The following is a 24,299-nucleotide window of genomic DNA, read 5'->3' as shown; positions in this document are numbered from 1 at the left end:
TAAGCCTTGGACGTTCACAAGGTATGATACCTTGCATTTTTATCCGGGATGTTGCCCATCCCGGGGCAGGATCGACACCGTTTTACGGGTGCCGGGAAAAACCGTGTTCCTTTAGATGTAGGATACAGGGCTTGCGCTGCAAGATGTGTTGACGCATATCAAGCAGGCTGCAATCACGCGGTATATATTTTTATCCTCGTAAAGTGATGGCAAGTCCATTGATCCCAAAGGAGAAAACAGAGGTCATGACGGAAGAAAAAATGCGGTTCGAGGCAGAGGTCAGCCGCCTTCTCGACATCGTTGTCCACTCGCTTTATTCCAACAAGGACATCTTCCTGCGCGAACTCATTTCCAACGCATCCGATGCGTGTGACAAGCTGCGCTATGAAGCCATTGGCAAGCCCGAACTGATTGCCGGAGACAGCGAGTTTAAAATTCGCCTGATGACGGACAATGTGCGTAATGTCCTGACCATTATCGATAATGGCATTGGCATGAACAAAACCGACCTGGTGGAAAATCTGGGCACGATTGCCAATTCCGGGACGGCCAAATTTGTCGAGGCCATGACCCAGGCAAAAGACGCGAAAAAAAGCGTCGATCTGATTGGCCAGTTTGGCGTCGGCTTTTATTCGGCCTTCATGGTGGCCAGCAAGGTGGAAGTCACCACCAAAAAGGCGGGCGAAGAGCAGGCCTGGAAATGGACATCGGACGGCAAGGGTGAATATACCATCGCCGAAGCCGAGATGGAGGGGCATGGCACGCAAATCACCCTGCATCTGACCGAAGATTCCAAGGACTTCACCGAAGAATACCGCCTGCGCCATATCGTCAAAACCTATTCCGATCATATCGGCATTCCGGTTGTTTTGATGAAGGGGGACGGCGAGGATGAAACCCTGAACGAGGCCTCGGCCCTTTGGACCCGGCCGAAATCGGAAATCACCGAAGAGCAATACAAGGAATTCTACAAGCACAGCTCGCATGCGTTCGACGATCCGTGGAAAACCATCCACTATCAGGCCGAAGGCGCGATTGAATATACCGGCCTGCTGTATATTCCGACCATGCGCCCATTCGATTTGTATGATCCGTCACGCAAGGGCCATCTGAAGCTTTACGTCCGCAAGGTGTTCATCACCGAAGGGGCCGATGAATTGCTGCCGCCGTGGTTGCGGTTTGTTTCCGGCGTGGTCGACAGCCAGGACCTGCCGCTTAACGTGTCGCGCGAAATGCTGCAGGACCATCCGCTTCTGACCAAAATCAAAAACGGCCTGACCAAAAAGCTGCTTTCCGAGCTTGAAAGCAGTGCCAAAAAGGATGTCGAAGGCTACAACACTTTCTGGGAAGCCTTTGGCTCGGTCGTGAAGGAAGGCCTTTACGAGGATTACACCAATCGCGACCGCATCCTGAAACTGGCACGTTTCAAATCATCGAAGGTCGATGGCTGGAGCAGCCTGGAAGATTATGTCAGCCGCATGAAAGAAGGCCAAAAGGCCATCTATTATATCAGCGGGGAAGATGTGGATGCCCTGCGCCGCAGCCCGCAGCTTGAAGGTTTTGACGCCAAGGGCGTTGAAGTGCTGCTGCTGACCGACCCTGTGGATGAATTCTGGATGCCCGCCGTTGGCAAATTCGACGATAAAGAATTCAAATCCGTCACAAGGGGTGGTGCCGATTTGAATGACGTCAAAGCCGATGATGCCAGCGACGACAAAAAGGACGACACCGAAGACAAAGCCGTCAACGATGCCGATCTTGATACCCTGATTGCCGCCATCAAGATTGCGCTGGGTACCAATGTGAAGGATGTGCGCGAGTCAGACCGTTTGACCAGTTCGGCCTGCTGCCTGATTGCCGATGAAACCGACATGGACCTTCGGATGGAACGGTTGATGAAGCAGCATAACCGCGTTGACGATGTCAGCGCGCGCATCCTGGAAATCAACCCGAAACACAGCCTGATCCGCAAACTTTCGGACCTGGCAAAGGCCGATGCCAAGGCCCCGGTTTTAGAAGATGCCGCCCAGCTTTTGCTGGACCAGGCACGCATCCTGGAAGGCGAATCCCTGCCCGACCCGGTCGCCTTTGCCCGCCGTCTTGATAGCGTGATGGAAAAGGGCCTCGGGGCCTGAATATCAGACAAAGCCGACCTTAAATTATGGTGGCGCGTTGTAAGACGCGCCACTTTTTATTCAGGAAATACCTGCCCCTGTTTCGGGTAAAAAGTCGCTGGCAAGGGCTTTTCACAAGCCCTCTTTTACGATTATGTCAGACCTGTGGGTCATGATGGACCACAGGATTGATCACCTCAGGAAGCAACACAGATGATGAACTGGCAAAAACTGCTCTCTCCAGCCCGTCTGGGCTCCAGACATTCATCTGTCGGGACGTTTGGGCGATCGGACTTTCACAAGGATTATGACCGCATCATTTTCTCGTCGGCCTTTCGCCGGCTGCAACGCAAGACACAGGTTCACCCCCTGCCGGAAAACGACAATATCCACACAAGGCTGACCCACAGCCTAGAAGTTTCCTGCGTCGCCCGTTCGATGGGCCTGATGGTGGGACATCGCCTGGCGGAAAAAGGACACCTACCCGACCATGTGGAAGCAGACCACATGGCCGCCATTGTCCAGGCCGCCGCCCTTGCCCACGATATTGGCAATCCGCCTTTTGGTCATGCCGGTGAATATGCCATCCGTCAGTGGTTTGCCGAAGCCGACCCCAAATTTTTAGCCCCCCTGACAGAAGGGGAGCAGGCCGACCTTTTAACCTTTGAGGGCAATGCCCAGGGATTTCGCCTGCTGACCAACAAGCGCACCGGCCTGCATGACGGGGGAATGCGCCTGACCTACGCGACCCTTGCAAGCTTTGTGAAATATCCGTGGACGGCGATTAACAGCCCCTTTCCCGAAAAACGCAAATTTGGCGCCTTTCAGCAGGAAGTGCCGCTGCTCGCCAAGGTCGCCGATGTCACCGGCCTGATTGAACGGGGCCATCATTGTTATGCCCGCCATCCACTGGTGTATTTGGTCGAGGCGGCTGACGATATTTGTTATGCCCTGATCGATATTGAAGACGGCATTGAACTGGAGCTTGTCGATTTTCAGGTTTTTGAAAACCTGATCAAACCCTGCATTACCGATATTCCTGCCGAGTATCACCGTGAAACCAGCCTTACCCGGAAAATGAATTTCCTGCGCGGCCGTATCATGACCGGTCTTTTATCAGCCATTTGCGATGCGTTTCTGACCCATGAAGAAACCCTGCTGGCGGGCGAAATGGAGGGCGACCTTCTGACTTACGTTGACGGTCCCTACAACGACATGATTTTGCGGGCCAAGGCATTTTCCGAACAGCAGATCATTCTGAACCGGCGCAAGGTCCAGATCGAGGTTGGTGCCTTTGCCTGCATAGAAGTGCTGCTTGATACCTTTTGCCGGGCGGCCCTGGAACTGCATCAGGCGCAAAGCGAAACTGATATCAGCTATCGAACCGCACGTGTGCGTGAACTGATTGGCCGGGACGACATGCCCATCGGCGGCAATCTTTACAGCCTTTATCTGTTCATCCTGGATTACATTTCCGGCATGACAGATGACTTTGCCGCCCGCCTGACACGGGACATTGGAGGGTCGCAGGGCCGATAAACAACGCCCGAAACCAGCACATTTAATAAAAAACCGGCACAGGAAACCTGTGCCGGTTACACGATCAAATAACGGCCAGGCGGACTTAAAAGGTTCTGTTGCCCATCGCCGAGTTGATTTTCTTGTCCGTGTTATACTGGCTTAAGGCATAAACAGCCCAAATCGCCGCCACAATCCATGCAACAACGGTGAGCTGCAAAATCAGGCAAATAACACCGGCAATTGGTCGGCCGATGGTAAAGAACAGAAGCCAGGGCAACAGTATTGCAATTAGCAAACGCATTTCATTTTCCTTGTTGTCGGACGGATGGCAAACCATCCAAACAGTTCATCGCAAAACCGCTGGCGCAACCTTGTCTGACGGTCATTCCCTCGAAAACACTATAGCAAATAAAATCAGGCAAGTTTACGACGTATTTGCGCGACTGGCGGGGCAATTACCGCATTTCCGGCAGCATGTTAGCCTATTTCGACGTATCGCTGCCAAATAAACCCTTAACCGCATTTCCCACGGCATCAGCACCATCCTTAAGGTTGCTGCCGCCATCACCAAGGCTTTTGCCCAAATTGCCGACCCCCTGCATCAAACCATCCACATTCAGCCGGGATACTGACTTGATAACGGCGGTGTTAATGGCAGAAAGAATTTCCTCGGCCACCTGGGCCGGGGTTGCACCATTATTGTCGCGGCCAATATCAGTCAGATGCAAATCAGGTAACGCGGTCGAAAGCTTTTTCCCGCCCAGAAAACTGGCCGAAATCGCGACCGAACCGTTATTGATATAGACATTGTCAATCACCACACGGGTACCTTCCTGGTCCTGATTGATTTCCTTGGCATCCCTGGTGGCATTTTCCCCCGCCGGACCGGACACACGGCTGATGAAACTTTCAACATTGCGCTGGATCGTTGCAATGTTGGAGGTCTTGTCACCCACCTCGTAAGTAATGGCAGGCGCCTCGATCACCACCTTTTCCACATGGATGACCGGACCGGTCAAAGATGCTCCGTCAATCACGACCGAAATATCGCCCAGTGAAAAGGCATAATCACTGTAAAAGCCAGCCGGATTACCAATTTTTAACCCGGTAATGCGGGCCGTGTTCTGTGTGGTTTCGATTTTAACCTTGTCAACCGTCACCTCCGCCTGGGTTACGCGGGTTCCGGCATCCTCGATTGTCGATTTCACAATCGAATCGAGATTGGCATAAACATAAACCAGAAACCCGACAACAATCAGAACAATGACCGTCAGGCCGATCAGGATTTTGCGCATCTCTGTGTTCCTACTTCCGGACAAAACGAAAAAAGCAGCCCGCCTCCGGAATCATCTCCCGCGCCTGAACTGCTTATCGCCAATAATGACATGATCCCCCATAAACCGGGGAAAGTTTCCCATAAAACAGACACAGGCGGAAGAAAATTCACCCTTTTTCAAGCAGATACCCCGCCTGTGCTGCAAAAATGTCCATTCCTGTCCAAGGGCCTTCCCCCCTAAATCAGGCCACACCACAGGCGGGGAAAAGACCCCAAATAACGGGATCAGACTCGAAGTTCGACAATCACCGGCGCATGGTCAGACGGTTTCACCCAATCGCGCGCGGTATCATATACCGATGCCTTGGTAACTGATCCGGCCATTTCCGGTGTAATCCAGACATGATCAAGACGCCGCCCCTTGTTGGACTGGCGCCAGTCGCGGGACCGATAGCTCCACCAGCTATAAAGCTTTTCCGGTTCCGGATAGATTTCGCGAACCGCATCAATGAAATCACCACTTTTGCGAAACCGCTCCAGCGCCTCGACCTCGACCGGGGTATGACTGACGACCTTCAAAAGCTGCTTGTGCGACCAGACGTCAAATTCGGACGGGGCAATGTTGAAATCCCCCACCAGAACTGCCTTGCGACCGGCACCAGCCTGCAGGTGCTCCGTCCACCATTGCGTCATTTCCTGCAAAAAGGACAGTTTATGGGCGAACTTTTCGTTAATCGCCGGGTCCGGTTCATCGCCACCTGCCGGAATATAAAAATTATGCACTTCAACGCCGTTTTCAAACGTGGCCATACAATGGCGGCGGTCTTCCCTGGCGCAAAAATGTTTGATCTCGGTATTGGTGAAAGGCAGCTTCGAGACAATGGCAACCCCGTTATAGGATTTCATGCCATGCACATGGCGATGCCTGTATCCCAGCCCTTCAAAGGCCTCGTGGGGAAAATGCTCGTCCGGGCATTTCAGTTCCTGAAGACACAGCACATCGGGTTGCTGGTCACGCAGAAACTGCGTCACCTGGTCAATGCGCAAACGTACCGAATTGATGTTCCAGCTTACAATTTTCAAAACCGGCTCCGTTTATTTAAATTATTTAAGGGTCACTGAAAGGGAACCGACATTTTCGATCACAACATCCATATGATCGCCCCGGGAGACGGCACCAACACCTTCGGGGGTTCCGGTATAAAGCAGGTCGCCCGCGCGAAGTTCGATCAGGGTGGAAAGATGTACCAGCGCATCAATCACCGGCCAGATCATTTTGGCCGTGGTGTCGTTCTGCCGTACTTCCCCATTTACCGACAGTTTCAAATTGGTATCTGCCGGGGTACCACATTCGGCCTTGGGGCGGATGGCGGAAATCGCAGCACAATCGTCAAACGATTTTGCCATATCCCACGGCAGGCGCCGGTCTTTGAGGTCACTTTGCACGTCACGGCGGGTCATATCCAGGCCACAGGCATAACCGAAAATCGCCTCTTCTATCGCGGCGTTATCCAGGTTTTTGCCCCCCTTGGCCAGAGCCACAACCAATTCGCCCTCATAGTGCAAATCATCCGTCGCCGACGGGTAAGCCAGCGCACCGTTTCCAACCTTAAGGCAATTGGCCGGTTTCATGAAAATACAGGGCGGCGTGCTTGCCGGGTCGGCCCCCATTTCGCGCACATGGTCGGCATAATTTTTGCCGATACAGAAAATGCGGTTTACCGGAAAAACATCATCACTGCCCGTAATCGGCACGGTCACGGGTTGGGCTGGCGCAAACAGATAGGCCATCTGGGGAACTCCCTGAAAAACATTTATGCCCCAGTGATAGCGAAGCCTGCGACAAAAGGAAATGCCGCAACACGCAAAATTCCCTATCCCCTGTCAGGATATGTCAGCAGATGGCTTTTGCGTGATCGTGCCAAACAAAAAAGCACCCCGCCAGAAACGAAGTGCTTTTTTGTGTGAATGCCCGGTCCGGTCAAGATCTTATTTGCCCGGGATACAGCACCAGCTTGCCATAACCATCGCGGGTTTTGCCGGTAAATAACCGGATCATGACCCAGAAGGTATGTGCAAGGTCCGTTAACAGCAAAAGAAACCCGATCGGTATCAGCGAGGGATCATTGCTGAAAAAACAGGTAAACGCGACGATACATAACAAGAAGTCTGCAATACCGTGCAAAATGTTCCCGAGATAGAAGTGATGGATCCCCAACACTCCGAACACCCCGCATAATGCCACGGCCGTACCAAAATTCTTCTCACTAACATCATCAGAACGCGAAGCCGCCCCCGAAGACGGTTGCGCACACGGATGCCCGCACGCCGGACAAGCCGGGCTTTCCACAGGCATTTTTCGCCCGCACATGGCGCAAAACTTGCCGTCTTCAGGCTTTGCAAGCAAATCAGGCACATGGTCTGTTTCGTTGGTCTCATTCATCGTCTTCACCTGCACTTAAACGAGACGACACAAAAACCCTACCGTTTAACCGGCAGACCATTTTTGTCCCGGAAACTGCCAACAATAATCATGATCAGGTCAACAAACGACCAGATCCCGAAGCCACCGAAGGTTAAAATCATCAGAATACCGGTGATGATCTTGCCGACGTAAAACCGGTGAATACCGAAAACACCCAGAAACAGACAAAGCAGTAATGTCGGGACGAATCCTTTGGGGGAAACAGGCCCTTCAGCAAGCGAATTGGGCTGCCCGCATTTCGGACAGGCAACAGCAGCTTCTGACATTTCAGTTCCGCAGGAAGTACAATAAATCACGTGTCGTTCCTTTTATTTCTTTAATATTTTTGTAATCGACTTCCACATTGATCGAAAGCATCAATAAACATGGAAGGCCCAACCTTGTTTTCAGACGGGAATAAACAACAAATATTATTCAAAAAACAAGATAGATTTTTAAAATCTATACCTTTGCAGGAGCAGAAAGCGGCAATACTAATAACAAGTATAAAAAATCTATACTTCCCAGAAAAAAGCCTGCCAACTCAAAGAGCGGCAGGCTTTCAATCACGGCAAAACCGGCAAAGGGATGGATTACAATAACCCTTCGATCACCCGGTCCGGTGGCGTATGTCCATCGACAAAGGTTTTGATATTGATCAGCACCTTTTCGCCCATATCAACCCGGCCCTCGATGGTGGCAGAGCCCATATGCGGCAGCAAGACCGCATTGTTCAGCTCGATCAGTTTCGGGTTTACGGCAGGTTCATGTTCAAACACATCAAGGCCGGCACCCGCAATTTCCTGATTGGACAACATCCGCGTCAGGGCGGTTTCATCCACAATCTCGCCGCGCGCCGTATTGACCAGAATGGCGTGGGGTTGCAACAGCTTTAACCGCCGTGCCGACAGCAGATGGTAGGTTGCTGGCGTATGCGGGCAATTGACCGACACTACATCGACATGCGCCAACATCTGATCCAGGCTTTCCCAGTAGGTGGCATCAAGTTCTTCTTCAATATCGGGATGAACACGGCGACGATTATGATAATGCACCGACAGGCCAAAACCCTTCGCCCGGCGCGCTAAGGCACGGCCTATGCGCCCCATGCCAACAATGCCAAGCCTTTTACCCCAAATACGATGCCCCAGCATCAGGGTTGGGCCCCAGCCATTCCAGTCGCCCGACCTGATCAGGCGTTCGCCCTCGCCGACACGGCGCGAGACGGACAGGATCAGGCCCATTGTCATATCAGCGGTGTCTTCGGTCAAAACGTCGGGGGTGTTGGTCACGGTGATGCCGCGCTGGCGGGCCGTTTGCAGGTCGATATGGTCAATACCATTGCCAAAATTGGCAATCAGCCGCAGGTTCGGCCCGGCATGCGCCAGAACGGCGGCATCGATACGGTCGGTTACGGTGGGTACCAACACGTCGGCATGTTTCACCGCGTCGATCAGGGCAGCCTTGTCCATCGGTGTATCGTCGATGTTCAGACGGCTGTCGAACAGTTCCATCATGCGGGTTTCAATCGCTTCCGGCAACTTGCGGGTCACGATGACGAGGGGCTTTTTCTTGGTCATCTGCCGATCCTATGCGGTCTTTTAACTCTTTTGCTGGCAAAATCGGATAAGGGGTCATTTACATCTTGCCGCATTGCAGTGATGCCACGTCCCAAGGTACGAAAGCAAGAATTTTGACGCGTTTTTTGTAATTTTATTTCTTACACATCCGGTTTTGACCATAAAGTCGGGTACCAGACCACGAAAAGGGAACCACCCCCATGCCTGCCAGGATGCGAAAGCTCCTTTCACTGATCGTTCTTTGCGGAATTTTGCTGCCGAATTTTGCCATCGCACAGGAATCGGGCCTGCCGATTCCGCGTTTTGTTGCACTGCGGTCTGACAAGGTTCATCTGCGTTCCGGGCCGGGCCTGCGTTATCCCAAGGTCTGGATTTATCAGCGCAGCCATTTGCCAATGGAGGTGGTTTCGGAATTTGACACCTGGCGCAAGGTGCGGGACTGGGAAGGCAGCGAGGGATGGGTGCATCAAAGCCTGTTGATCGGGACCCGTTATGTGATTGTCACGGCTGATGAAATCACCATGTATGCCGCGGCCGACAAAAGCGCGCGCCGCATTGCCCTGGTTAAAAACGGCGTTGTTGGCAAGGTCGAAACCTGCCCCAAAGGCGTTGACTGGTGCCAGATCCAGTTTCAGGACTACGAAGGCTGGGTTCAGCGCGAGGGTATCTGGGGCGTTTATGACAACGAGGCCATCGAGTAACATCGTGCCGCCCGGCAGGCGGGCCTGCCGGTAACATCAATTCATCATATCAACCCTGCCCGATTGGCTGCGGGCTACGTGCCGGGGTTTCACGCCGCCGCAGGCAATGCACGGCGCAAAACGGCAAACAGTTCCAGATGGGCAGACCATAAAAACTGGTCTACCGGCACCACCTTTTGCAATTCATAACCGCCATTGCGCAAAAGGCGAATATCGCGCGCAAAGGTTGCCGGATTGCACGACACGGCCAAAATCCATTCCGGGCCAAAATCTGCCAGAATTTCACACTGGGCCAGCGCCCCGGCGCGCGGCGGGTCAAACACAACGACATCGGCATTTTTCAAGTCATCCGCATCAAGCGGCTGACGAAACAGATCGCGCCGGGAAACCTCGATCGGGGCGGCGGCACGGCCAACAGCATATTGCAAGGCCCGCACAGCCGTATCATCCCCCTCTACGGCCAGTACCCGGCGGCGGTCGCCCTGCAAGGCCAACGAAAAGGTAAAGCTGCCAATCCCGCAAAACAGGTCAATAACCTGACGGGCCGGGATATGTGCCAGGGCATCGGCCATCGCAGCCGTCAAGGCTTTTTCCCCCTGCCGGGTCGCCTGTAAAAAGCCACCGGCGGGAACAGGTACCGCGACACCGGCAAAATGAACTTCGGGAACACGGCGCTGGGCCAAAGGTTCTGTCGGGTTGTCGCCGGTTTTCCAGGCGATACGCGCCAGATCGACAAAATCAGCCAGTTCTGCCAGGCCCTGGCGCATATCCAGGTCCGGTTCGGCGCTGGCGGAAATCACCACATCCAGGCCATTATCGGCGGCATTGATCACAATGCTTTTGACAATACCGGCACTGTCACGCGGCAGGCTTTCCAGAAATGACTGGCAGTGATTGCGAAATTCGACAATTTCCGGCACCAAAACCGCACAGCCCGGCACATTGACAATATGATGGCTAAACCGTTCTGCATAACCGACAAACACGCCATCCTGCGTGCAAATCACCGAAAAATCCGCCCGGCGACGGCTTGATGGCGGGGATGTTTCCAGCGTCCCGACCAGCATTTCCGCCTCGGCATCGTCCGAAATACCCGCGCGCCTTACCGCCTGCACGGCGCGCTGGCGTTTCCAGATACGATAGTCATCGTCGGGCAGATGTTGCAGCGAACAGCCACCGCATTTTTCATAATGGGGGCATTTTGCATCGGCATGGGCCTTTGGTCGGGCATGAACAGCCATGACCTCCGCGCCATAACCATCCCCGCGCTTTTGCCGCAGTTTGACGCGCACGTCATCGCCGGGCAACACCCCATCGACATAAACCAGAACCGATTTGCCATCAATCGCGGCGGTTTCCGCCAGCCCATCGCCACGCGCACCAATATCGGCAATGCGGACATCCACCTCTTTGCCTACCATCGGATCACGGCGTGGCGCGGTGCCACGACGCCCGGAACGGGAACGGAAATTGCGCGAACGGTTTTTCATGTCGATATCTCTTTTGCAGGATGAACCTGTTTTACATCCCGACGGCGACCAAAACAGGGCGGCTCAATCCAGGGCAGTTATGCGCCGGGAAACGCCGCCCCGTTATAGGGGTTCCGGGCCCTTCTGCCTAGGGTGGATCACGGGCGACGGCTGCGCGATGACGAAAGCCGCCCTATTGAGAGAACGACATAACATTTTGCACATTTTGCGACACATTCCGCCCGAAATCCGATAAGCTGCGCCCCCAATACGCGAGTGGACATTGGTAATTGCCTGCAATTGCCATTTAAAAGGGGAAGGTCTGGCCACAAAAACGGCCGGCGCACCAACCTGCATAACAAAATGGGGAGCCTATGCAGGACGCAGCAGATATATCTGATACGGGTCGGGATCAAAACAAGTCGGTCTTCAACATGCGAGCTGCGATTATGGCAGCGGTTTGTTTCTGCCTGATTGGTGGCGCATCGCTGTTTTTTGCCCAACAGATCAAAAAAGAAAATGAACAGGCGCTGCGGGCAAATGCGGAATTACTGGCCGTGAACCTGGCCGACAGAATTGGCGAAACCATCAATGCCAATTTGCACGCGCTGGAAAATTTCGCCGATAACTGGCGCGGCAACGCGCCCGAGGACGAACGGCAATACATCGCACAGGCCGCCCCCCTGCAATCGCGTTTCGAGGCTCTTCAGGCCGTTAACTGGATATCGCCCAACTACATCATAAAATACGTCGCGCCGATCAAGGGGAATGTCTCGGCTATGGGGGCGGATCTGAAACGTCATCCCGTGGCGGGGCCGGTTCTTGATATGGCATTTGACCAGCGCCAGACACAAATCACCCCGACGCTCGAACTTCTTCAGGGCGGACGGGGCTTTGCCGCCTATGTGCCCGTGATTACCCCGGAAGGAGAAATCATCGGCATGGTCAATGGCGTTTTCCGTATTCGCACCATGCTTGCCACCATTCTTGGCAGCGATTATCTGGCCGATTACACCATTCGCGTGCGCGAAAATGCCAGCGTATTGTTTGAAATGCAGGGCAATGGCAATGACCCGAACCTGACCCGCAGCAGCAGGGTCAATGCGGCCGGACATAAATGGGATATTGATGTGACCCCCGCCCCGGTTACCGCCGGTATTAACGCAAACACCCCGCGAATGGTTTCGATCACCGGTCTTGTTCTGGCAGTCGTGTTTTCCGGTTTACTGTTTTTTTATGCCAATCGCCGCGAAACCCGGGCACCGCACAAATTGCAACATATTCGTGGTCGCGAAAATATCAGTGACCTTGCCCTGACCATCAATCGTTCGGACGGGCATTTGCTTGCCATGTCCAGCGAAACGGCCAGCTTTTTTGACCTGCGTGAAGAAGATTACGGATTTATCCGTCTTTATAATCTCGCCCCTGAATTTCAGTCCGACGGCACGTCATCCCAGCGCGCCCAGGACAAATTGCTTTCGGCCATCACCCAGGGCGAAACCGAAGTCCGCCGGGAATGGGTCATACGCAGCGCGGAAGGGGTTCACGTCGTCTGCGATCTTTTGATGACGCCATCTGACAAAAATAGCGATCAGATCGATGTATTGCTGCATCATAACCCGGCGGCCAATGCGGCGGTCAACCGGCTGCGCTATCTTGCGACCCACGATCCACTTACGGGCCTGCCCAACCGGGCCCTGTTTGACGACCGGCTGAACCAGGCCGTTGCCCATGCCAAACGCTATGGCAAACTGTTATCGGTCCTGACGGTCGATATCGATAATTTCCGCGCCGTGAACGACCGATATGGGTCCGATGTCGGTGACGAGACATTGCGCTCCATTTCCGGCCGGTTACGGGCAACCGTGCGCGAAAAAGACACCTGCTCGCGCCTGTCGGGCGACACATTTGCCATTATCGCGACGGACCTTTCCGAAGCCGAAGGGGCCGCCCTGGTTGCAGAACGCATTGTCGAGGCGATTTCCCATCCCATTCCGATTAGTGGAGAGGAGATTCGCCTGCATGTCAGTGTTGGTGTGGCCCTTTATCCCAATGACGCACGGGCCCCCTCGCAATTGCTGGCCAATGCCGATGCCGCGATGTATCGTGCCCAGAAATCGGCGGAATCCTCCTACTGCTTTTTCGTCGAAACCATGAACAATGTCATGCACGCACGCCTCTCACTGGAGGCACAATTGCGCCGTGCGGCGGACGAAAAACGGTTTGCCCTGGAATATCAGCCCCGCTTCCGCCTGTCCGATCATACGCTTACGGGGTTTGAGGCCCTGTTACGCTGGCATGATGATAGCGGGCTACGCCACCTGCCCAATGATTTTATTGCGGTTGCAGACCGGACGGGGCTTCTCGCGCCGCTGGGCCGCTGGATTATTTCATCGGTCTGTCAGCAAATCAGTCAGTGGCGCACAGATGGCTACCAGCCGGTTCCTGTCGCCCTCAACCTGTCCGGACGCCAGTTTATCCAGGCCGACATCATTAAAAATATCCATGAAGAAACCGAACAACACGACATTCAGCCAGGATTGATTGAAATAGAGGTGTCCGAAGAAGTCGCCATGCGCGACCCGGAACATTCCCTGGCCCAATTCTATCGCTTTGCCGAAGCGGGCATCAGCCTGACACTCGATCAGTTCGGGGCGACCCAGTCTTCGCTGCGCTATCTTAAACGGTTTCCGGTTCAGCGCATTAAACTGTCACAAACCCTGTTTGACGTCGAACTGGATGAACAGCCTGAAAACAGCGTTCTTGGCCCGGCAACACGGTTGTGCAAAAGCCTGAACCGGCGCGTCGTGGCGGTGGGTGTTGAAACCGAAGAACAGCTTGCCATGCTGGGCACGGCCGAATGTGATGAAATCCAGGGCTTTATTTTTTCACCGCCCGTGGCAAACACCGCCACGGTCAAGTTTCTTAAACGCCAGATAATCCCTGATCCATCATAAGACGATCCATAAACATGGCGATTAAGCCAAACGGGTGAGTCGCCAGACATCACTGGCCGAACCTTGCCCAAAACCTTGCCCGACGTTACCTAATTGGGATTATAACAAAAAGGCCGCCGCCAACCCCAAAAAGGCAAAAAAACCGACAACATCGGTAATCGTGGTCAAAAACACCGACGAGGACACAGCCGGATCCACCCCGGCACGTTCCAGCGCCAGCGGGATAATGGCCCCGGCGGCCCCGGCCACGATCAAATTAATGATCATGGCAACGCCAATAACACCCCCCAGGCGCCAATCATCAAACCAGAACCAGCTTACCGCCCCGCTTAGCACGGCAAAGGCCAGGCCATTGAGAGTACAAACCGCCACTTCCTTGCGCACCACGCGCCAGGCATTGGTGCTGGTCAGTTCACGGGTGGCAATGGCACGCACCGCCACGGTAAGGGTCTGGGTACCGGCATTGCCGCCCATCGAGGCAACAATGGGCATTAACACAGCCAGCGCCACCAGGCTTTGAATGGTATGTTCAAACAGGCCAATCACCATCGATGCGGCAATCGCCGTGCCCAAATTAACCAAAAGCCAGGTAAAACGCGATCGTGTGGTATCGAGAACCGCGCTGGAAAGGTCATCTTCCTCGCCAACACCGGCCATGCGCATCATGTCTTCTTCATATTCTTCATCAATGACGTCCACCACGTCATCGACCGTGATCACACCAACAAGGCGGCCATTATCATCGACCACCGGTGTCGAAATCAGGTCGCGCTGACGAAACAGATGGGCGACATTTTCCTGTTCTTCGGTAACAAGAACGGTGCGCATATCATCGGTTTCCATGACATCGCGAACCAAAACCGGGCGGTTGGTGCGAATCGCGCGCGACAGCGGCATCATCCCCACCGGGCGATAACGCGGGTCCACCACAATAATGTCGTAAAAATCTTCGGGCAGGTTTTTGGCAGACCGTAAAAAGTCGATGGTCTGGCCAACACTCCAGTAATCGGGAATGGCGACCAGTTCGCGCTGCATAATACGGCCAGCGGTATATTCAGGATAGGACAGGGCTTCCTGAACACGCGCACGTTCAATTTCCGAAAGGGCACCCAGAAGTTCCTGCTGGTCTGCTTCCTCCAGATCCTCGATGACCTCGACCACGTCATCCGAATCGAGCTCGGAAATGGCTTCGGCCACCACCTCGGTACCCAACTGCGCAATGACTTCCTCACGCAGTTCGTCATCAAGTTCGGTTAAAAGCTCCGGGTCAAAATCCGGGCGGATAACATCAACAAGCTGCTGGCGTTCCGAACTGCCCGCCCAGCCCAGAAGGTCGGCGATATCGGCAAAGTGCAGTTCGCCAACCAGTTCCTCGACGCGGGGAGTATCTTCTTCGTGCAGGGCATCAAGAATTTCGCGGGCATATTCCGGGGTCAGATCAACGTAATCCTCGCTACCAGAAGCCGATGACACTGTATTTTCCGGACGATCAAGTTCGTTGATGTCAGTCATCGGCCCCTCCCCGGTTGCTGCTGTGCCGTTTTGCCTGCCCTTTAGACAAAAACCGTGCCGGACCAATCCGTCCGGCACGGCTGTTATTGCGCCATCGTTTTTGCCTGGTCAAGTGCGGGACACGCCCGCAAAATACTAACGCGCTTAAATGCGGGACTGTTCCCGATCATTGGCATCGACCACGGCAATCGCACTCATATTAACCAGACCACGCACGGTAATCGACGGGCTGACAACATGGGCCGATTTCGCCGCCCCCACCAGAATCGGACCAACCGGCAGACCATCCCCCAGCATTTTAACCATATTATAGGAAATATTGGCCGCATCCAGGGTCGGCATGACCAACAGGTTGGCCGATCCCTTCAGCATCGAATTGGGGAAAATGCGGTTGCGGATGGTTTCCGAAATGGCTGCATCGGCGTGCATTTCACCTTCCACTTCCAGATCCGGCGCCTGAACGCGAATGATTTTAAGGGCATCGCGCATTTTGCAGGCCGACGGATTTTCGTGGCTGCCAAAATTGGAATGCGAAATCAGCGCCGCCTTGGGCGTAATCCCAAACCGTTTCACAACATCGGCCGCCATGATGGTGGTTTCGGCCACATGTTCGGGCGTGGGGTCAACCGACACATAGGTATCGGTCAAAAAGAACGTGCCATGTTTCATGATCATCATATTGACGGTCGAGAAATCGGTCACACCCTTGCGCAGGCCCACCAGATTACGCACATAGCGCAAATGTCGCAGGAAACCGCCCTGGCAACCACACACCATTGCATCCACCTCGCCACGGCGCAGCATCAAACAGGCAATCACCGTCGGACGGGTGCGTACAATGGAACGGGCATATTCCGGGTTAATCCCGCGACGGCCCATAATGTTGTGGAAATCCTGCCAGTCCTGCTCGAAATGGCGGTTATCATCCGGGTCGTGAATTTCAACATGCACATCGGGCACAATGCGCAGGCCCAGTTCGGCAATCCGCTCCAGAATAACGTCGCGCCGGCCAATCAGGACCGGATGACAAACACCATCATCAACCAGAACCTGGCAGGCCTGCAACACACGGCGCGATTCGCCTTCGGGGTAAACAACCCGTTTCTTGTGGCTGCGTGCCATATCAAAGACCGGCTTCATCACCAGGCCAGAGCGGAACACAAAGCCTTCAAGCTGCTGGCGATAGGCGTCGAAATCCTCGATCGGGCGCTTGGCAACGCCGCTATCCATTGCCGCCTTGGCAACACGCGGCGGAATTTCCAGCATCAGGCGCGGATCAAACGGTTTCGGAATCAGATATTCCGGCCCGAATTTCAGTTCTTCGCCGCCATAAGCGGTGGCAACAATGTCGGAAACTTCGGCTGTTGCCAGGTCGGCAATGGCTTCGACAGCCGCGATCTTCATTTCCTCGTTAATTTCCGTCGCCCCCACATCCAGCGCGCCGCGGAACAGAAACGGGAAACAAAGAACGTTATTCACCTGATTCGGATAATCCGTCCGGCCCGTTGCCATCACGGCATCGGGGCGGATTTCCTTGACCAGTTCCGGCGAGACTTCGGGGGTCGGATTTGCCAGCGCCATGATAATGGGGCGTTCGCCCATTTTACGCAGCTCGTTTTCGCCCATAATGTTGGGTGCTGAAAGACCCAGGAAAATATCCGCCCCTTCAATCACGTCATCCAGGGTGCGGGCATTGGTTTCAATGGCATATTCCGCTTTCCACGGGTCCATTTCTTCCTGACGGCCCTTGTAAACCACGCCAAATCGGTCGGTCACGGTGATATTTTCACGCGGCAGGCCCATCGACACCAAAAGGTTCAGGCAGGCAAGGGCCGCAGCCCCGGCACCCGATGCCACCAGCCGGACCTTTTCCAGGTCCTTGCCAACAACGCGCAGGCCGTTGCGCACGGCTGCGGCCACGCAAATGGCGGTCCCATGCTGGTCATCGTGGAAAATCGGAATATTGCAGCGTTCGCGCAGCGCCTTTTCAATGATGAAACATTCCGGTGCCTTGATGTCTTCAAGATTGACGCCGCCAAAGGTGGGTTCAAGAGCAGCAACAATATCGATGAATTTTTGCGGGTCGAGTTCGTTCACTTCCAGATCGAACACATCGATATTGGCAAATTTCTTAAACAGGACAGCCTTGCCTTCCATCACCGGCTTGGATGCCAGCGGGCCAATCGGGCCAAGACCCAGAACCGCCGTCCCATTGCTGATCACGGCAACCAGATTGCCGCGCGCGGTGTAATGCACCGCCGTTTCCGGGTCTTTGACGATTTCCTCGCAGGCAAAGGCAACACCTGGCGAATAAGCCAGCGCCAGATCACGCTGGTTGGCAAGGGTGGTGGTTGCCGTAACTGCCAGCTTTCCGGGGGTGGGATACCGGTGATAGTCCAAAGCGGCTTCACGCAGCTTGTCGTTTCTGTTTGTCATATTAATACCTTTAACTTCAGGTATTTAGGCGAAATTAACCTAAAGTGGATTAAGCCCTGAAAATTCTTGGCCGTGTGGGACCGGCCAACCTAGTGGAATTATCACATCGAGAGAAGCATTCAGTTCGCCTGCACAAGAATATTTCTCGTAGTGCCTTGTGAAAATCCAATGGCATCTGGCAATCATATCATGCCCCGAAGGTCTTCTGAAAACGATAAGATCATTCCGGTTTTGCAGGGGTGGCTTACCCGCCCCCCTGCCATGCCATAAAGCGGGCGATCAGACAAATTCAGCCAGAACAACATATTCGCCGTGATGCAAACGGGCACGACGTCCCGGGTCCATATATTTTTCACGAAACTGGTCTGTCGCATCAAGCGAATGCAGCTCGCAGCCCTGCTTTTTCAGGTACGCCTCCATATTCGGCGCTTCCATCGTCCATTTCAGGGGTTCACCAATAAAGTTCAGATACCAGGCCAGCGCCTTGCGGGTATTGCTGCGCGGGCTGCCATGCGGCTCCACCACGGTAAACAGAAACTGTGTTCCCGCGCCCGACAGATTGCGAATAGAGGCAAACATATGTGTTACCTCTTCCTCGGTCAGATAAACCGTAACACCTTCGCTGATGAACAAAGTCGGTCGGAACGGGTCAAAATGGTCAAAGCCGCGCAAGCGGTCTTCGATATTCTGATGGGTGAAATCAACACTCAAATAATTCACCCGTGCCAGGCCAGCCTGCGATTCCGGCGTTTTGTCAAACGCATCCGCCTTGAATTTCTGAGTCGCCGGATGATCGATCTCGATAAAATTCACATCGGGAAACTCACAGGACAGGCGAAAGATCAGGCTGTCATACCCGGCCCCCAGGCTGACCACCTGTGTGACACCACCGGCAATGGCAGCACGGGCCTTATCCTCGATACAGCGTTTGCGCAAAATATAATGCAGGGTAATGCCCGGCAGAAATATGAATTCACGAATGCCGACTTTCAGGCCGACCAAGGGTTTATCTAGCTCCGCCAGGCGGGCACGCCCTTCTTCGGATGCGGAAAGAACGCATTCGCCCAGCCGCCTTACATTGTCTGGCACCAGATAGCTGTGTTGTGTGCGTCGCGCCACATAAACCAGGCCCTGCAAGACGGTATAGGCCGTTGAACTTGCGGTATCTTCTTTCACTTCGTTTCGCCCCCGAAAAACGTGATCTGTCGTGCTGTAAATTCCAGTATTCCCTGGTTTTGCAAATGGCCCAGGTATCGTTCGGCCTGCTCCACCGTCACCAGCGCCATATCGGCAAATTCTTCAATCGACATGCGCGATTTTAAAATTTCCGGGTCCCTCGGATCCGGAATGGCACCACGACGCACGCGATTGGTAAAATAGGCCAGTCTCTCGTCATCCGACCCGCAGGCATATATCATGCCAAGATTATTGGCATCGCGCAGCCGCTCCGAGAGGATTTGCATCAGGTCCTTCAGGCGCTGCGGGTCTTCATTGCTTTTTTGCCAAAAAACATCACGATTGATGACAACCAGTTCGGTATTGCGGCTGGCAACGGCGGTTGCCGAACGGGGCGATGAATCGATCAATGACAATTCACCAAACATGTCACCCGCCCCCAACTTCGCCAAACGCAGGGTCCGGTCCGACCCGTCATGGTGGCGCATGATGTCAACACTGCCTTTCGTAATCAAAAAGGCCTCGTCTCCGACATCTTCCTGACGAAAAATTTCCGTACCGCCATCCACCAGATACCACTGAAAACAGCCGCTAAACTGGTCCAACAGACCTTTCTGGTCCTTGAACATGCCAAAGGCCCAGCGATACATCGGCTCCATTGGCGAGGCAAAAGGCAGAATTTCAACACCCAGTCCGCCAACTACCACCGGATCGGCCAAACGGTGCCAGCCCAGCCTTTCATAAATGCCCGCCGTCGTCACATTGACCGTCGCCAGAATGTGGGTCACGCCCCACATATGACCAATATCGGCCGCCATCCTTAGAAGGCCGCCAAACACGTAGCGGCGGTTGCGCCATTCTTCGGCAATGGCAAGCATACCGGCACTGGCAAATAACGGTGCGTCAAGCCCTGCAACGCGTCGTTCTTCCGTTACTTTTTGCCGATAGCCGGAAAAATCAAAGGCATGGTCAGCCGGTAAACCCAGTTCCGAATCACGGTTAACCCGAATGGTCGCCACCGGAACATCGTTACTATAGGCAATCAGATTCGCAACAGAGGGAACGGCGTCATACAGGTCAACCACTGCCCCGTCATATTTATCGGCAAAATGGCCGTGGTCTTGATAAACCTGATAACGCAAATGATAAACGTCACTTAGTTCTTTGTCGGTTTTGGCAACTTTAATCCGAATAGACATGGCTTTGCTGTGCACTCCCCCAATCCGGCAAACATCCCCAATCACAGCGCCCCATTCCTTTGCCGTCATAGTGCGACAAAGGCCTTCGTCATCCGGGTGCATTTAGAAATGGTCTTGACTTCTTTTTATACCCCTAAGCGATCTGTATAATATACAGGCGTAGGTATTTATCCATGACTGATTGCAGAAATTTTTCAATGGCCTGGCAAAGCAACACAACGACGGACTGTCGCGACAGGCCCTCCGAGAGCAACAGCACAGGCCAACGCAAAATCACGGTGTTTTTGTTTTATTTCGGAAAATACTGCCAGAATCAGAAAGGCCCTTCCCTGCTTCCAGAGAAAGGCCTTTTTGGTGCGGTCGAGAAGACTCGAACTTCCACGGGGGTTAGCCCACAGCGACCTCAACGCTGCGCGTCTACCAATTCCGCCACGACCGCATAATATGTTTGCAACAAGCCCTGTGAGGTAACGTTGCGGGCTTGCCTTGGCGCGGAAAGGGAGATAGCAAAAAGGACACCCCCAATCAAGGGGAGTTTTCATTTATTTGACAGGAAAAATGAAAAGTATCGATTTTAGTGCCCAAAAGCCCGAATGGCGGGTGGCAAAAGAGCTCGTTTCCTACCCCGAGGCCCTTGCCGAAATGGAAGCGCGTGCCGAAGCCATCGCCCATAACGATGCGGGCGAATTGATCTGGCTGGTCGAACACCCCCCCCTTTACACGGCGGGAACCAGTTCAAAAATCGAGGATCTGGTCGATCCGCAAAGATTTCCCGTTTATAACGCCGGGCGGGGCGGCCAATATACCTATCATGGGCCGGGGCAACGCACGGCTTATCTGATGATGGATCTGCGCAAGCGCGGACGCGATGTGCGGGCCTATGTGCATAATCTGGAAGAATGGATTATCCGCACACTTGCCCTGGCTGGCGTTACAGGCGAACGACGCGATGGCCGTGTGGGCATCTGGGTTGACCGGGGCAATGGCCGCGAAGACAAAATTGCCGCCATTGGTGTACGGGTGCGTCGCTGGGTCACATTTCATGGTATTGCGATTAACCTAAACCCGGATTTGACACATTTTGGCGGCATCGTCCCGTGCGGCATTGCAGAACACGGTGTTACCAGCCTGAAAGACCTGGGAATCGACCTGACAATGGCGCAGCTTGATGCCCTGCTGACACAAACTTTCGATGACGTTTTTCCGCTTCCATCAGCAACGTCACAAGGCGAAGGTGCCTGATAGTCCCCACCATCACGATGGAACCGCGCAAAATGCCTGACCCGAAGAACGACAAGAGCAACCGCAGGTCTGATCCGTCTGACGGACAACAGTCGGACATGCCCGATAGCATCGCCGATGGCAATTTTGTCGATGCGGAACGGGAGATTTTGCAAGAACTTGAAACCGCCCTTTCGGAGCATATTGCGCTGGTTCTGGAATGGAATCGTCACCTGATCGTGGGGGACGAGGAGTCACGCGCAAGCGGCCTTCCGGACATGCCAGATCATGACCATGCCAACAACCATGACTGCAATTTTGGGGCCTGGTATGCGCTGAACCAGCATAACCGGCTGATTGACCAGCCTGCGATCCATGCCCTTGCCACCACACACGAACAGCTTCACAATGCCGCCCGGCGCGTGCAGAAGCATTTTGACCGCAACGGCAAAATTGATGTCGCCGAATATGATGTCATGGCCTTGCGGGCCGAATCGTTTTTCAGCCAAATCCGCCGCCTTGAACGGGCCTTTCGCACCGCGCGATCCAATGTGGACCCATTGACCGGCGCCTATAATCGGCAAACCATGCTCTCGGACCTGGAAGTCGAGCGGGAAAGGTCGATTCGCACTCAGTCGCCAACCGCGATTGCCCTTGTCGATCTCGATCATTTCAAATCCGTCAACGACACCCACGGGCATCAGGCAGGCGACCTTGTGCTGCAAACAATTGCCGGTATTTTGCAATCGCATGTCCGCCCCTTTGACAAGGTTTACCGTTATGGCGGCGAAGAATTCCTGATCTGCCTGCCCAATGCCGACATGCGCCAGACAGCACGCATTCTCGAACGGCTGCGTCGCGTCATCGAGGCGTCACCGGTCACACTGGAAAATGATGTCTCGCTTTCCATCACCACATCAATCGGCGCTGCCCCCATCCTGCCGGATCGCAAAATTGACCAGATCATCGACAAGGCTGACCGGGCGCTTTATGCCGCCAAGGAAAGCGGGCGCAATCGTGTACGCCTGTGGCGTTCACCAGAATCTGCCGAAACAGGCAACAAATAATATTCGTCACCGCCTGCCCAACCGCGGGATCCCGTTCTTATAAAATGCCGCGCCGGTGACGGTTGTTCACAGCTTTCAGGATTCCGAAAATAATAACTGCCGCTGTGATAGCGCGCCTAAAAGCGTGACAAACGTAATATTAAAACCTTTATAAGATCATCAAAAAACTACTTAAACGGGAAACACATACGATTTTTCGCGTATAAACAACAGCTTCCCATACCTGTGATTGCAAAATTCACCAACAGTTCACAAAAATTCTACTGCCGCGCACTCTTGTCTTCACAAGTTTGAAACATATCTGCAAACTATAATAATAAAAACACGGCTGTTTATATTAAGGCCGGTTTATAAATTACCCTTGGGAGGGAATTCGTTTCGCCAAAGACGGAGGCCCATTATGACGACCACAACAGACTATATCCCCGGTGATCCCGCCCTGATGCTGACGGTGCTGCGCTCTGCGTCGGCCGGTCTGGGTCAGCAAGCCCTGAAGGAAAAGGTTCTGTCGCTATTTTGCTGCGATGAAGACGGAACCCAGATCGTCCTGCAAGATACCCCCGCCCTGTGCAGCCGCATTGAATATGCCTCATCGCAATTAAAAATGGCCGGTCTGATCCACATTGCCCAGGATGGTACATTATCCATCACCCCGCTGGGGGAGGCCATGCTGATCACCTATCCGCTCGGCATTGATGCCGGGGTTTTGTGCTCCTTACCCGCCTTTCGCCACAGACTTTATCGTGAACATGCCCCGGCCAGCCGGGCGATTCCCAATGCTGCGGTAAATTACGGCTTTTCGGCCGGGCTTGGTGCCCACCGCCTGACGGAAAACCCCTATCCCGCTGACAGCCGGGAACATGAAGACTGGCTGATGGGCTGGGACGAGGCCCTGGACCAGGACAAACGCGAAAAGGAAACGCTGCTCGGCTAATTGCCCGTGCGACCGTTTTTGCGACTGTCTGTTATTTGACATCCCAAATGTGCCGTGCACCTGATTTTGTTGCGACTTTCAGGCAAGGGCACAAAAAGATTCTCTGACATTGTGCAAAGCTGCACGATGCGGTGGCGCGCCAAAATATGCCGTCTTATTGCCCGGAGTATTTTTCTCTACCGGGCCCGGCAGCCAACGTTTCCTGCGTTGACGAAAATTCATCGCGACCCCGCATTACTGCCGAGTATCAGGGCTCAGCGATACAATATTTGACCCATTGTCACTGCGTTTTTTATCCGACAGGATTTTGTCATCTGTATCGGATGATTTTTTAATCGCACATACAGGTGCATCATTTTGTTCCGCAGTCACGCTCTCGGCCTCTTTCCCGGCTTTCGCTCCAGCGGCGTTCGCCCGATCAAGGCTGCCTCCATCCTTTTGCTCTGCCTCCGTTCCGATCTTGTTCATGTCCTGCGCAAGACGATGCCCCGCCAATTTGCGATCTTCCATCTCTTTTGCGGCTTTACTGAGCTCGCGCTCCTCCCGCGTTCGGCCAAAGGCGATTCGATTGGCATCTGCCTTTTTTGCCTTTTCATCCCGCGCCTTGTGCTTGCGATGCTGGCGCAGATTAACAATATCCGCCATTTTCTCGCTCTCCTGCATTGTCCGAGC

The 24,299-nt window shown here is 53.9% G+C and carries 21 protein-coding genes and 1 tRNA gene; 8 read left to right on the top strand and 14 right to left on the bottom strand.

The genetic code is table 11. The features are described from left to right. Positions 1–245: 245 nt before the first annotated feature. Complete coding sequence (gene htpG, locus TH25_RS06810; protein WP_114087669.1) at positions 246–2,135, top strand: molecular chaperone HtpG; 1,890 nt, start codon at positions 246–248, stop codon at positions 2,133–2,135. A 192-nt stretch (positions 2,136–2,327) separates the two neighbouring features. Next, a complete protein-coding gene (locus TH25_RS06805) occupies positions 2,328–3,653 on the top strand; it encodes a deoxyguanosinetriphosphate triphosphohydrolase (RefSeq protein WP_114087668.1) in 1,326 nt (441 codons plus the stop codon). Between the two features lie 85 nt (positions 3,654–3,738). Here TH25_RS06805 and TH25_RS06800 read toward each other — a convergent pair whose 3' ends face one another. From TH25_RS06800 to TH25_RS06775, 6 genes are all read right to left on the bottom strand, one after another. Next, positions 3,739–3,936, bottom strand: a complete 198-nt coding sequence (locus TH25_RS06800; protein WP_073954764.1) for a proteolipid membrane potential modulator — start codon at positions 3,934–3,936, stop codon at positions 3,739–3,741. 181 nt (positions 3,937–4,117) lie between these two features. Further along, on the bottom strand, positions 4,118–4,930 hold the full coding sequence (locus TH25_RS06795) for an AsmA family protein (RefSeq protein WP_114087667.1): 813 nt from the start codon (positions 4,928–4,930) through the stop codon (positions 4,118–4,120). Between the two features lie 266 nt (positions 4,931–5,196). Next, on the bottom strand, positions 5,197–5,994 hold the full coding sequence (xth, locus tag TH25_RS06790; protein ID WP_114087666.1) for an exodeoxyribonuclease III: 798 nt from the start codon (positions 5,992–5,994) through the stop codon (positions 5,197–5,199). 21 nt (positions 5,995–6,015) lie between these two features. After that, entirely contained in the window at positions 6,016–6,702 is a 687-nt protein-coding gene (locus TH25_RS06785; RefSeq protein ID WP_114087665.1) for a fumarylacetoacetate hydrolase family protein, read from the bottom strand. Positions 6,703–6,892: 190 nt separating this feature from the next. Next, positions 6,893–7,354 carry an NINE protein gene (locus tag TH25_RS06780; RefSeq protein ID WP_114087664.1) on the bottom strand — a complete coding sequence of 154 codons (462 nt, stop codon included), beginning with the start codon at positions 7,352–7,354 and terminating at the stop codon, positions 6,893–6,895. Positions 7,355–7,392: 38 nt separating this feature from the next. After that, positions 7,393–7,692, bottom strand: a complete 300-nt coding sequence (locus tag TH25_RS06775; RefSeq protein WP_404969417.1) for a zinc-ribbon domain and TM2 domain-containing protein — start codon at positions 7,690–7,692, stop codon at positions 7,393–7,395. 69 nt (positions 7,693–7,761) lie between these two features. Between TH25_RS06775 and TH25_RS24715 the strand changes: the two genes are divergently transcribed. Then, on the top strand, positions 7,762–7,977 hold the full coding sequence (locus tag TH25_RS24715) for a hypothetical protein (RefSeq protein WP_147252991.1): 216 nt from the start codon (positions 7,762–7,764) through the stop codon (positions 7,975–7,977). Here TH25_RS24715 and TH25_RS06770 read toward each other — a convergent pair. Continuing rightward, entirely contained in the window at positions 7,969–8,955 is a 987-nt protein-coding gene (locus TH25_RS06770; protein ID WP_114087662.1) for a 2-hydroxyacid dehydrogenase, read from the bottom strand. The genes TH25_RS24715 and TH25_RS06770 overlap by 9 nt on opposite strands. A gap of 200 nt (positions 8,956–9,155) precedes the next feature. Here TH25_RS06770 and TH25_RS06765 point away from each other — a divergent pair, with 200 nt between their 5' ends. Then, complete coding sequence (locus TH25_RS06765) at positions 9,156–9,656, top strand: SH3 domain-containing protein (RefSeq protein WP_114087661.1); 501 nt, start codon at positions 9,156–9,158, stop codon at positions 9,654–9,656. Between the two features lie 89 nt (positions 9,657–9,745). On the opposite strand, the gene TH25_RS06760 is transcribed toward TH25_RS06765, so the two are convergent. After that, a complete protein-coding gene (locus TH25_RS06760) occupies positions 9,746–11,146 on the bottom strand; it encodes a class I SAM-dependent RNA methyltransferase (RefSeq protein ID WP_114087660.1) in 1,401 nt (466 codons plus the stop codon). 428 nt (positions 11,147–11,574) lie between these two features. On the opposite strand from TH25_RS06760, the gene TH25_RS06755 reads away from it, so the two are divergent. Next, positions 11,575–14,082, top strand: coding sequence for a bifunctional diguanylate cyclase/phosphodiesterase (locus TH25_RS06755; protein WP_258549062.1), 2,508 nt, complete (start codon positions 11,575–11,577; stop codon positions 14,080–14,082). Between the two features lie 99 nt (positions 14,083–14,181). Here the strand turns inward: TH25_RS06755 and mgtE are convergent, their stop codons facing one another. From mgtE to TH25_RS06730, 5 genes are all read right to left on the bottom strand, one after another. Then, positions 14,182–15,594: a magnesium transporter gene (gene mgtE, locus TH25_RS06750; RefSeq protein WP_114087658.1), complete on the bottom strand. Its 1,413-nt coding sequence runs from the start codon at positions 15,592–15,594 to the stop codon at positions 14,182–14,184. Between the two features lie 144 nt (positions 15,595–15,738). Beyond that, entirely contained in the window at positions 15,739–18,030 is a 2,292-nt protein-coding gene (locus tag TH25_RS06745; RefSeq protein ID WP_114087657.1) for an NADP-dependent malic enzyme, read from the bottom strand. A gap of 279 nt (positions 18,031–18,309) precedes the next feature. Next, positions 18,310–19,206: a class I SAM-dependent methyltransferase gene (locus tag TH25_RS06740; RefSeq protein ID WP_181847446.1), complete on the bottom strand. Its 897-nt coding sequence runs from the start codon at positions 19,204–19,206 to the stop codon at positions 18,310–18,312. Beyond that, positions 19,203–20,405 (bottom strand): N-acyl amino acid synthase FeeM domain-containing protein, encoded by a 1,203-nt coding sequence (locus tag TH25_RS06735; RefSeq protein WP_181847444.1) that lies wholly within the window; start codon positions 20,403–20,405, stop codon positions 19,203–19,205. The genes TH25_RS06740 and TH25_RS06735 overlap by 4 nt, the downstream gene beginning before the upstream one ends. Positions 20,406–20,757: 352 nt before the next feature. Continuing rightward, positions 20,758–20,844: transfer RNA gene (locus TH25_RS06730), tRNA-Leu, on the bottom strand. A gap of 119 nt (positions 20,845–20,963) precedes the next feature. Between TH25_RS06730 and lipB the strand changes: the two genes are divergently transcribed. The 3 genes from lipB (at position 20,964) to TH25_RS06715 (ending at position 23,627) form a co-directional block, all read left to right on the top strand. After that, on the top strand, positions 20,964–21,647 hold the full coding sequence (gene lipB / locus TH25_RS06725) for a lipoyl(octanoyl) transferase LipB (protein WP_114087654.1): 684 nt from the start codon (positions 20,964–20,966) through the stop codon (positions 21,645–21,647). Positions 21,648–21,679: 32 nt separating this feature from the next. Further along, positions 21,680–22,693, top strand: a complete 1,014-nt coding sequence (locus tag TH25_RS06720) for a diguanylate cyclase (RefSeq protein WP_258549061.1) — start codon at positions 21,680–21,682, stop codon at positions 22,691–22,693. Between the two features lie 400 nt (positions 22,694–23,093). After that, complete coding sequence (locus TH25_RS06715) at positions 23,094–23,627, top strand: winged helix-turn-helix domain-containing protein (protein ID WP_114087653.1); 534 nt, start codon at positions 23,094–23,096, stop codon at positions 23,625–23,627. A 234-nt stretch (positions 23,628–23,861) separates the two neighbouring features. Here TH25_RS06715 and TH25_RS06710 read toward each other — a convergent pair whose 3' ends face one another. Continuing rightward, a complete protein-coding gene (locus TH25_RS06710; RefSeq protein WP_114087652.1) occupies positions 23,862–24,272 on the bottom strand; it encodes a DUF4169 family protein in 411 nt (136 codons plus the stop codon). Between the last annotated feature and the right edge of the window lie 27 nt (positions 24,273–24,299).

The organism is Thalassospira profundimaris (assembly GCF_003326755.1).
Lineage (GTDB): Bacteria > Pseudomonadota > Alphaproteobacteria > Rhodospirillales > Thalassospiraceae > Thalassospira > Thalassospira profundimaris_B.
Note: the sequence above shows the minus strand (reverse complement) of the source record. Positions and strands in the feature narration are given on the sequence as shown.

Coding starts and splice junctions, on each gene's coding strand:
- htpG (WP_114087669.1), top strand. CDS start 246: ATGACGGAAGAAAAAATGCGGTTCGAGGCAGAGGTCAGCCGCCTTCTC.
- TH25_RS06805 (WP_114087668.1), top strand. CDS start 2,328: ATGATGAACTGGCAAAAACTGCTCTCTCCAGCCCGTCTGGGCTCCAGA.
- TH25_RS06800 (WP_073954764.1), bottom strand. CDS start 3,936: ATGCGTTTGCTAATTGCAATACTGTTGCCCTGGCTTCTGTTCTTTACC.
- TH25_RS06795 (WP_114087667.1), bottom strand. CDS start 4,930: ATGCGCAAAATCCTGATCGGCCTGACGGTCATTGTTCTGATTGTTGTC.
- TH25_RS06785 (WP_114087665.1), bottom strand. CDS start 6,702: ATGGCCTATCTGTTTGCGCCAGCCCAACCCGTGACCGTGCCGATTACG.
- TH25_RS06780 (WP_114087664.1), bottom strand. CDS start 7,354: ATGAATGAGACCAACGAAACAGACCATGTGCCTGATTTGCTTGCAAAG.
- TH25_RS24715 (WP_147252991.1), top strand. CDS start 7,762: ATGGAAGGCCCAACCTTGTTTTCAGACGGGAATAAACAACAAATATTA.
- TH25_RS06770 (WP_114087662.1), bottom strand. CDS start 8,955: ATGACCAAGAAAAAGCCCCTCGTCATCGTGACCCGCAAGTTGCCGGAA.
- TH25_RS06765 (WP_114087661.1), top strand. CDS start 9,156: ATGCCTGCCAGGATGCGAAAGCTCCTTTCACTGATCGTTCTTTGCGGA.
- TH25_RS06760 (WP_114087660.1), bottom strand. CDS start 11,146: ATGAAAAACCGTTCGCGCAATTTCCGTTCCCGTTCCGGGCGTCGTGGC.
- TH25_RS06755 (WP_258549062.1), top strand. CDS start 11,575: ATGGCAGCGGTTTGTTTCTGCCTGATTGGTGGCGCATCGCTGTTTTTT.
- mgtE (WP_114087658.1), bottom strand. CDS start 15,594: ATGACTGACATCAACGAACTTGATCGTCCGGAAAATACAGTGTCATCG.
- TH25_RS06745 (WP_114087657.1), bottom strand. CDS start 18,030: ATGACAAACAGAAACGACAAGCTGCGTGAAGCCGCTTTGGACTATCAC.
- TH25_RS06735 (WP_181847444.1), bottom strand. CDS start 20,405: ATGTCTATTCGGATTAAAGTTGCCAAAACCGACAAAGAACTAAGTGAC.
- lipB (WP_114087654.1), top strand. CDS start 20,964: ATGAAAAGTATCGATTTTAGTGCCCAAAAGCCCGAATGGCGGGTGGCA.
- TH25_RS06720 (WP_258549061.1), top strand. CDS start 21,680: ATGCCTGACCCGAAGAACGACAAGAGCAACCGCAGGTCTGATCCGTCT.
- TH25_RS06715 (WP_114087653.1), top strand. CDS start 23,094: ATGACGACCACAACAGACTATATCCCCGGTGATCCCGCCCTGATGCTG.
- TH25_RS06710 (WP_114087652.1), bottom strand. CDS start 24,272: ATGGCGGATATTGTTAATCTGCGCCAGCATCGCAAGCACAAGGCGCGG.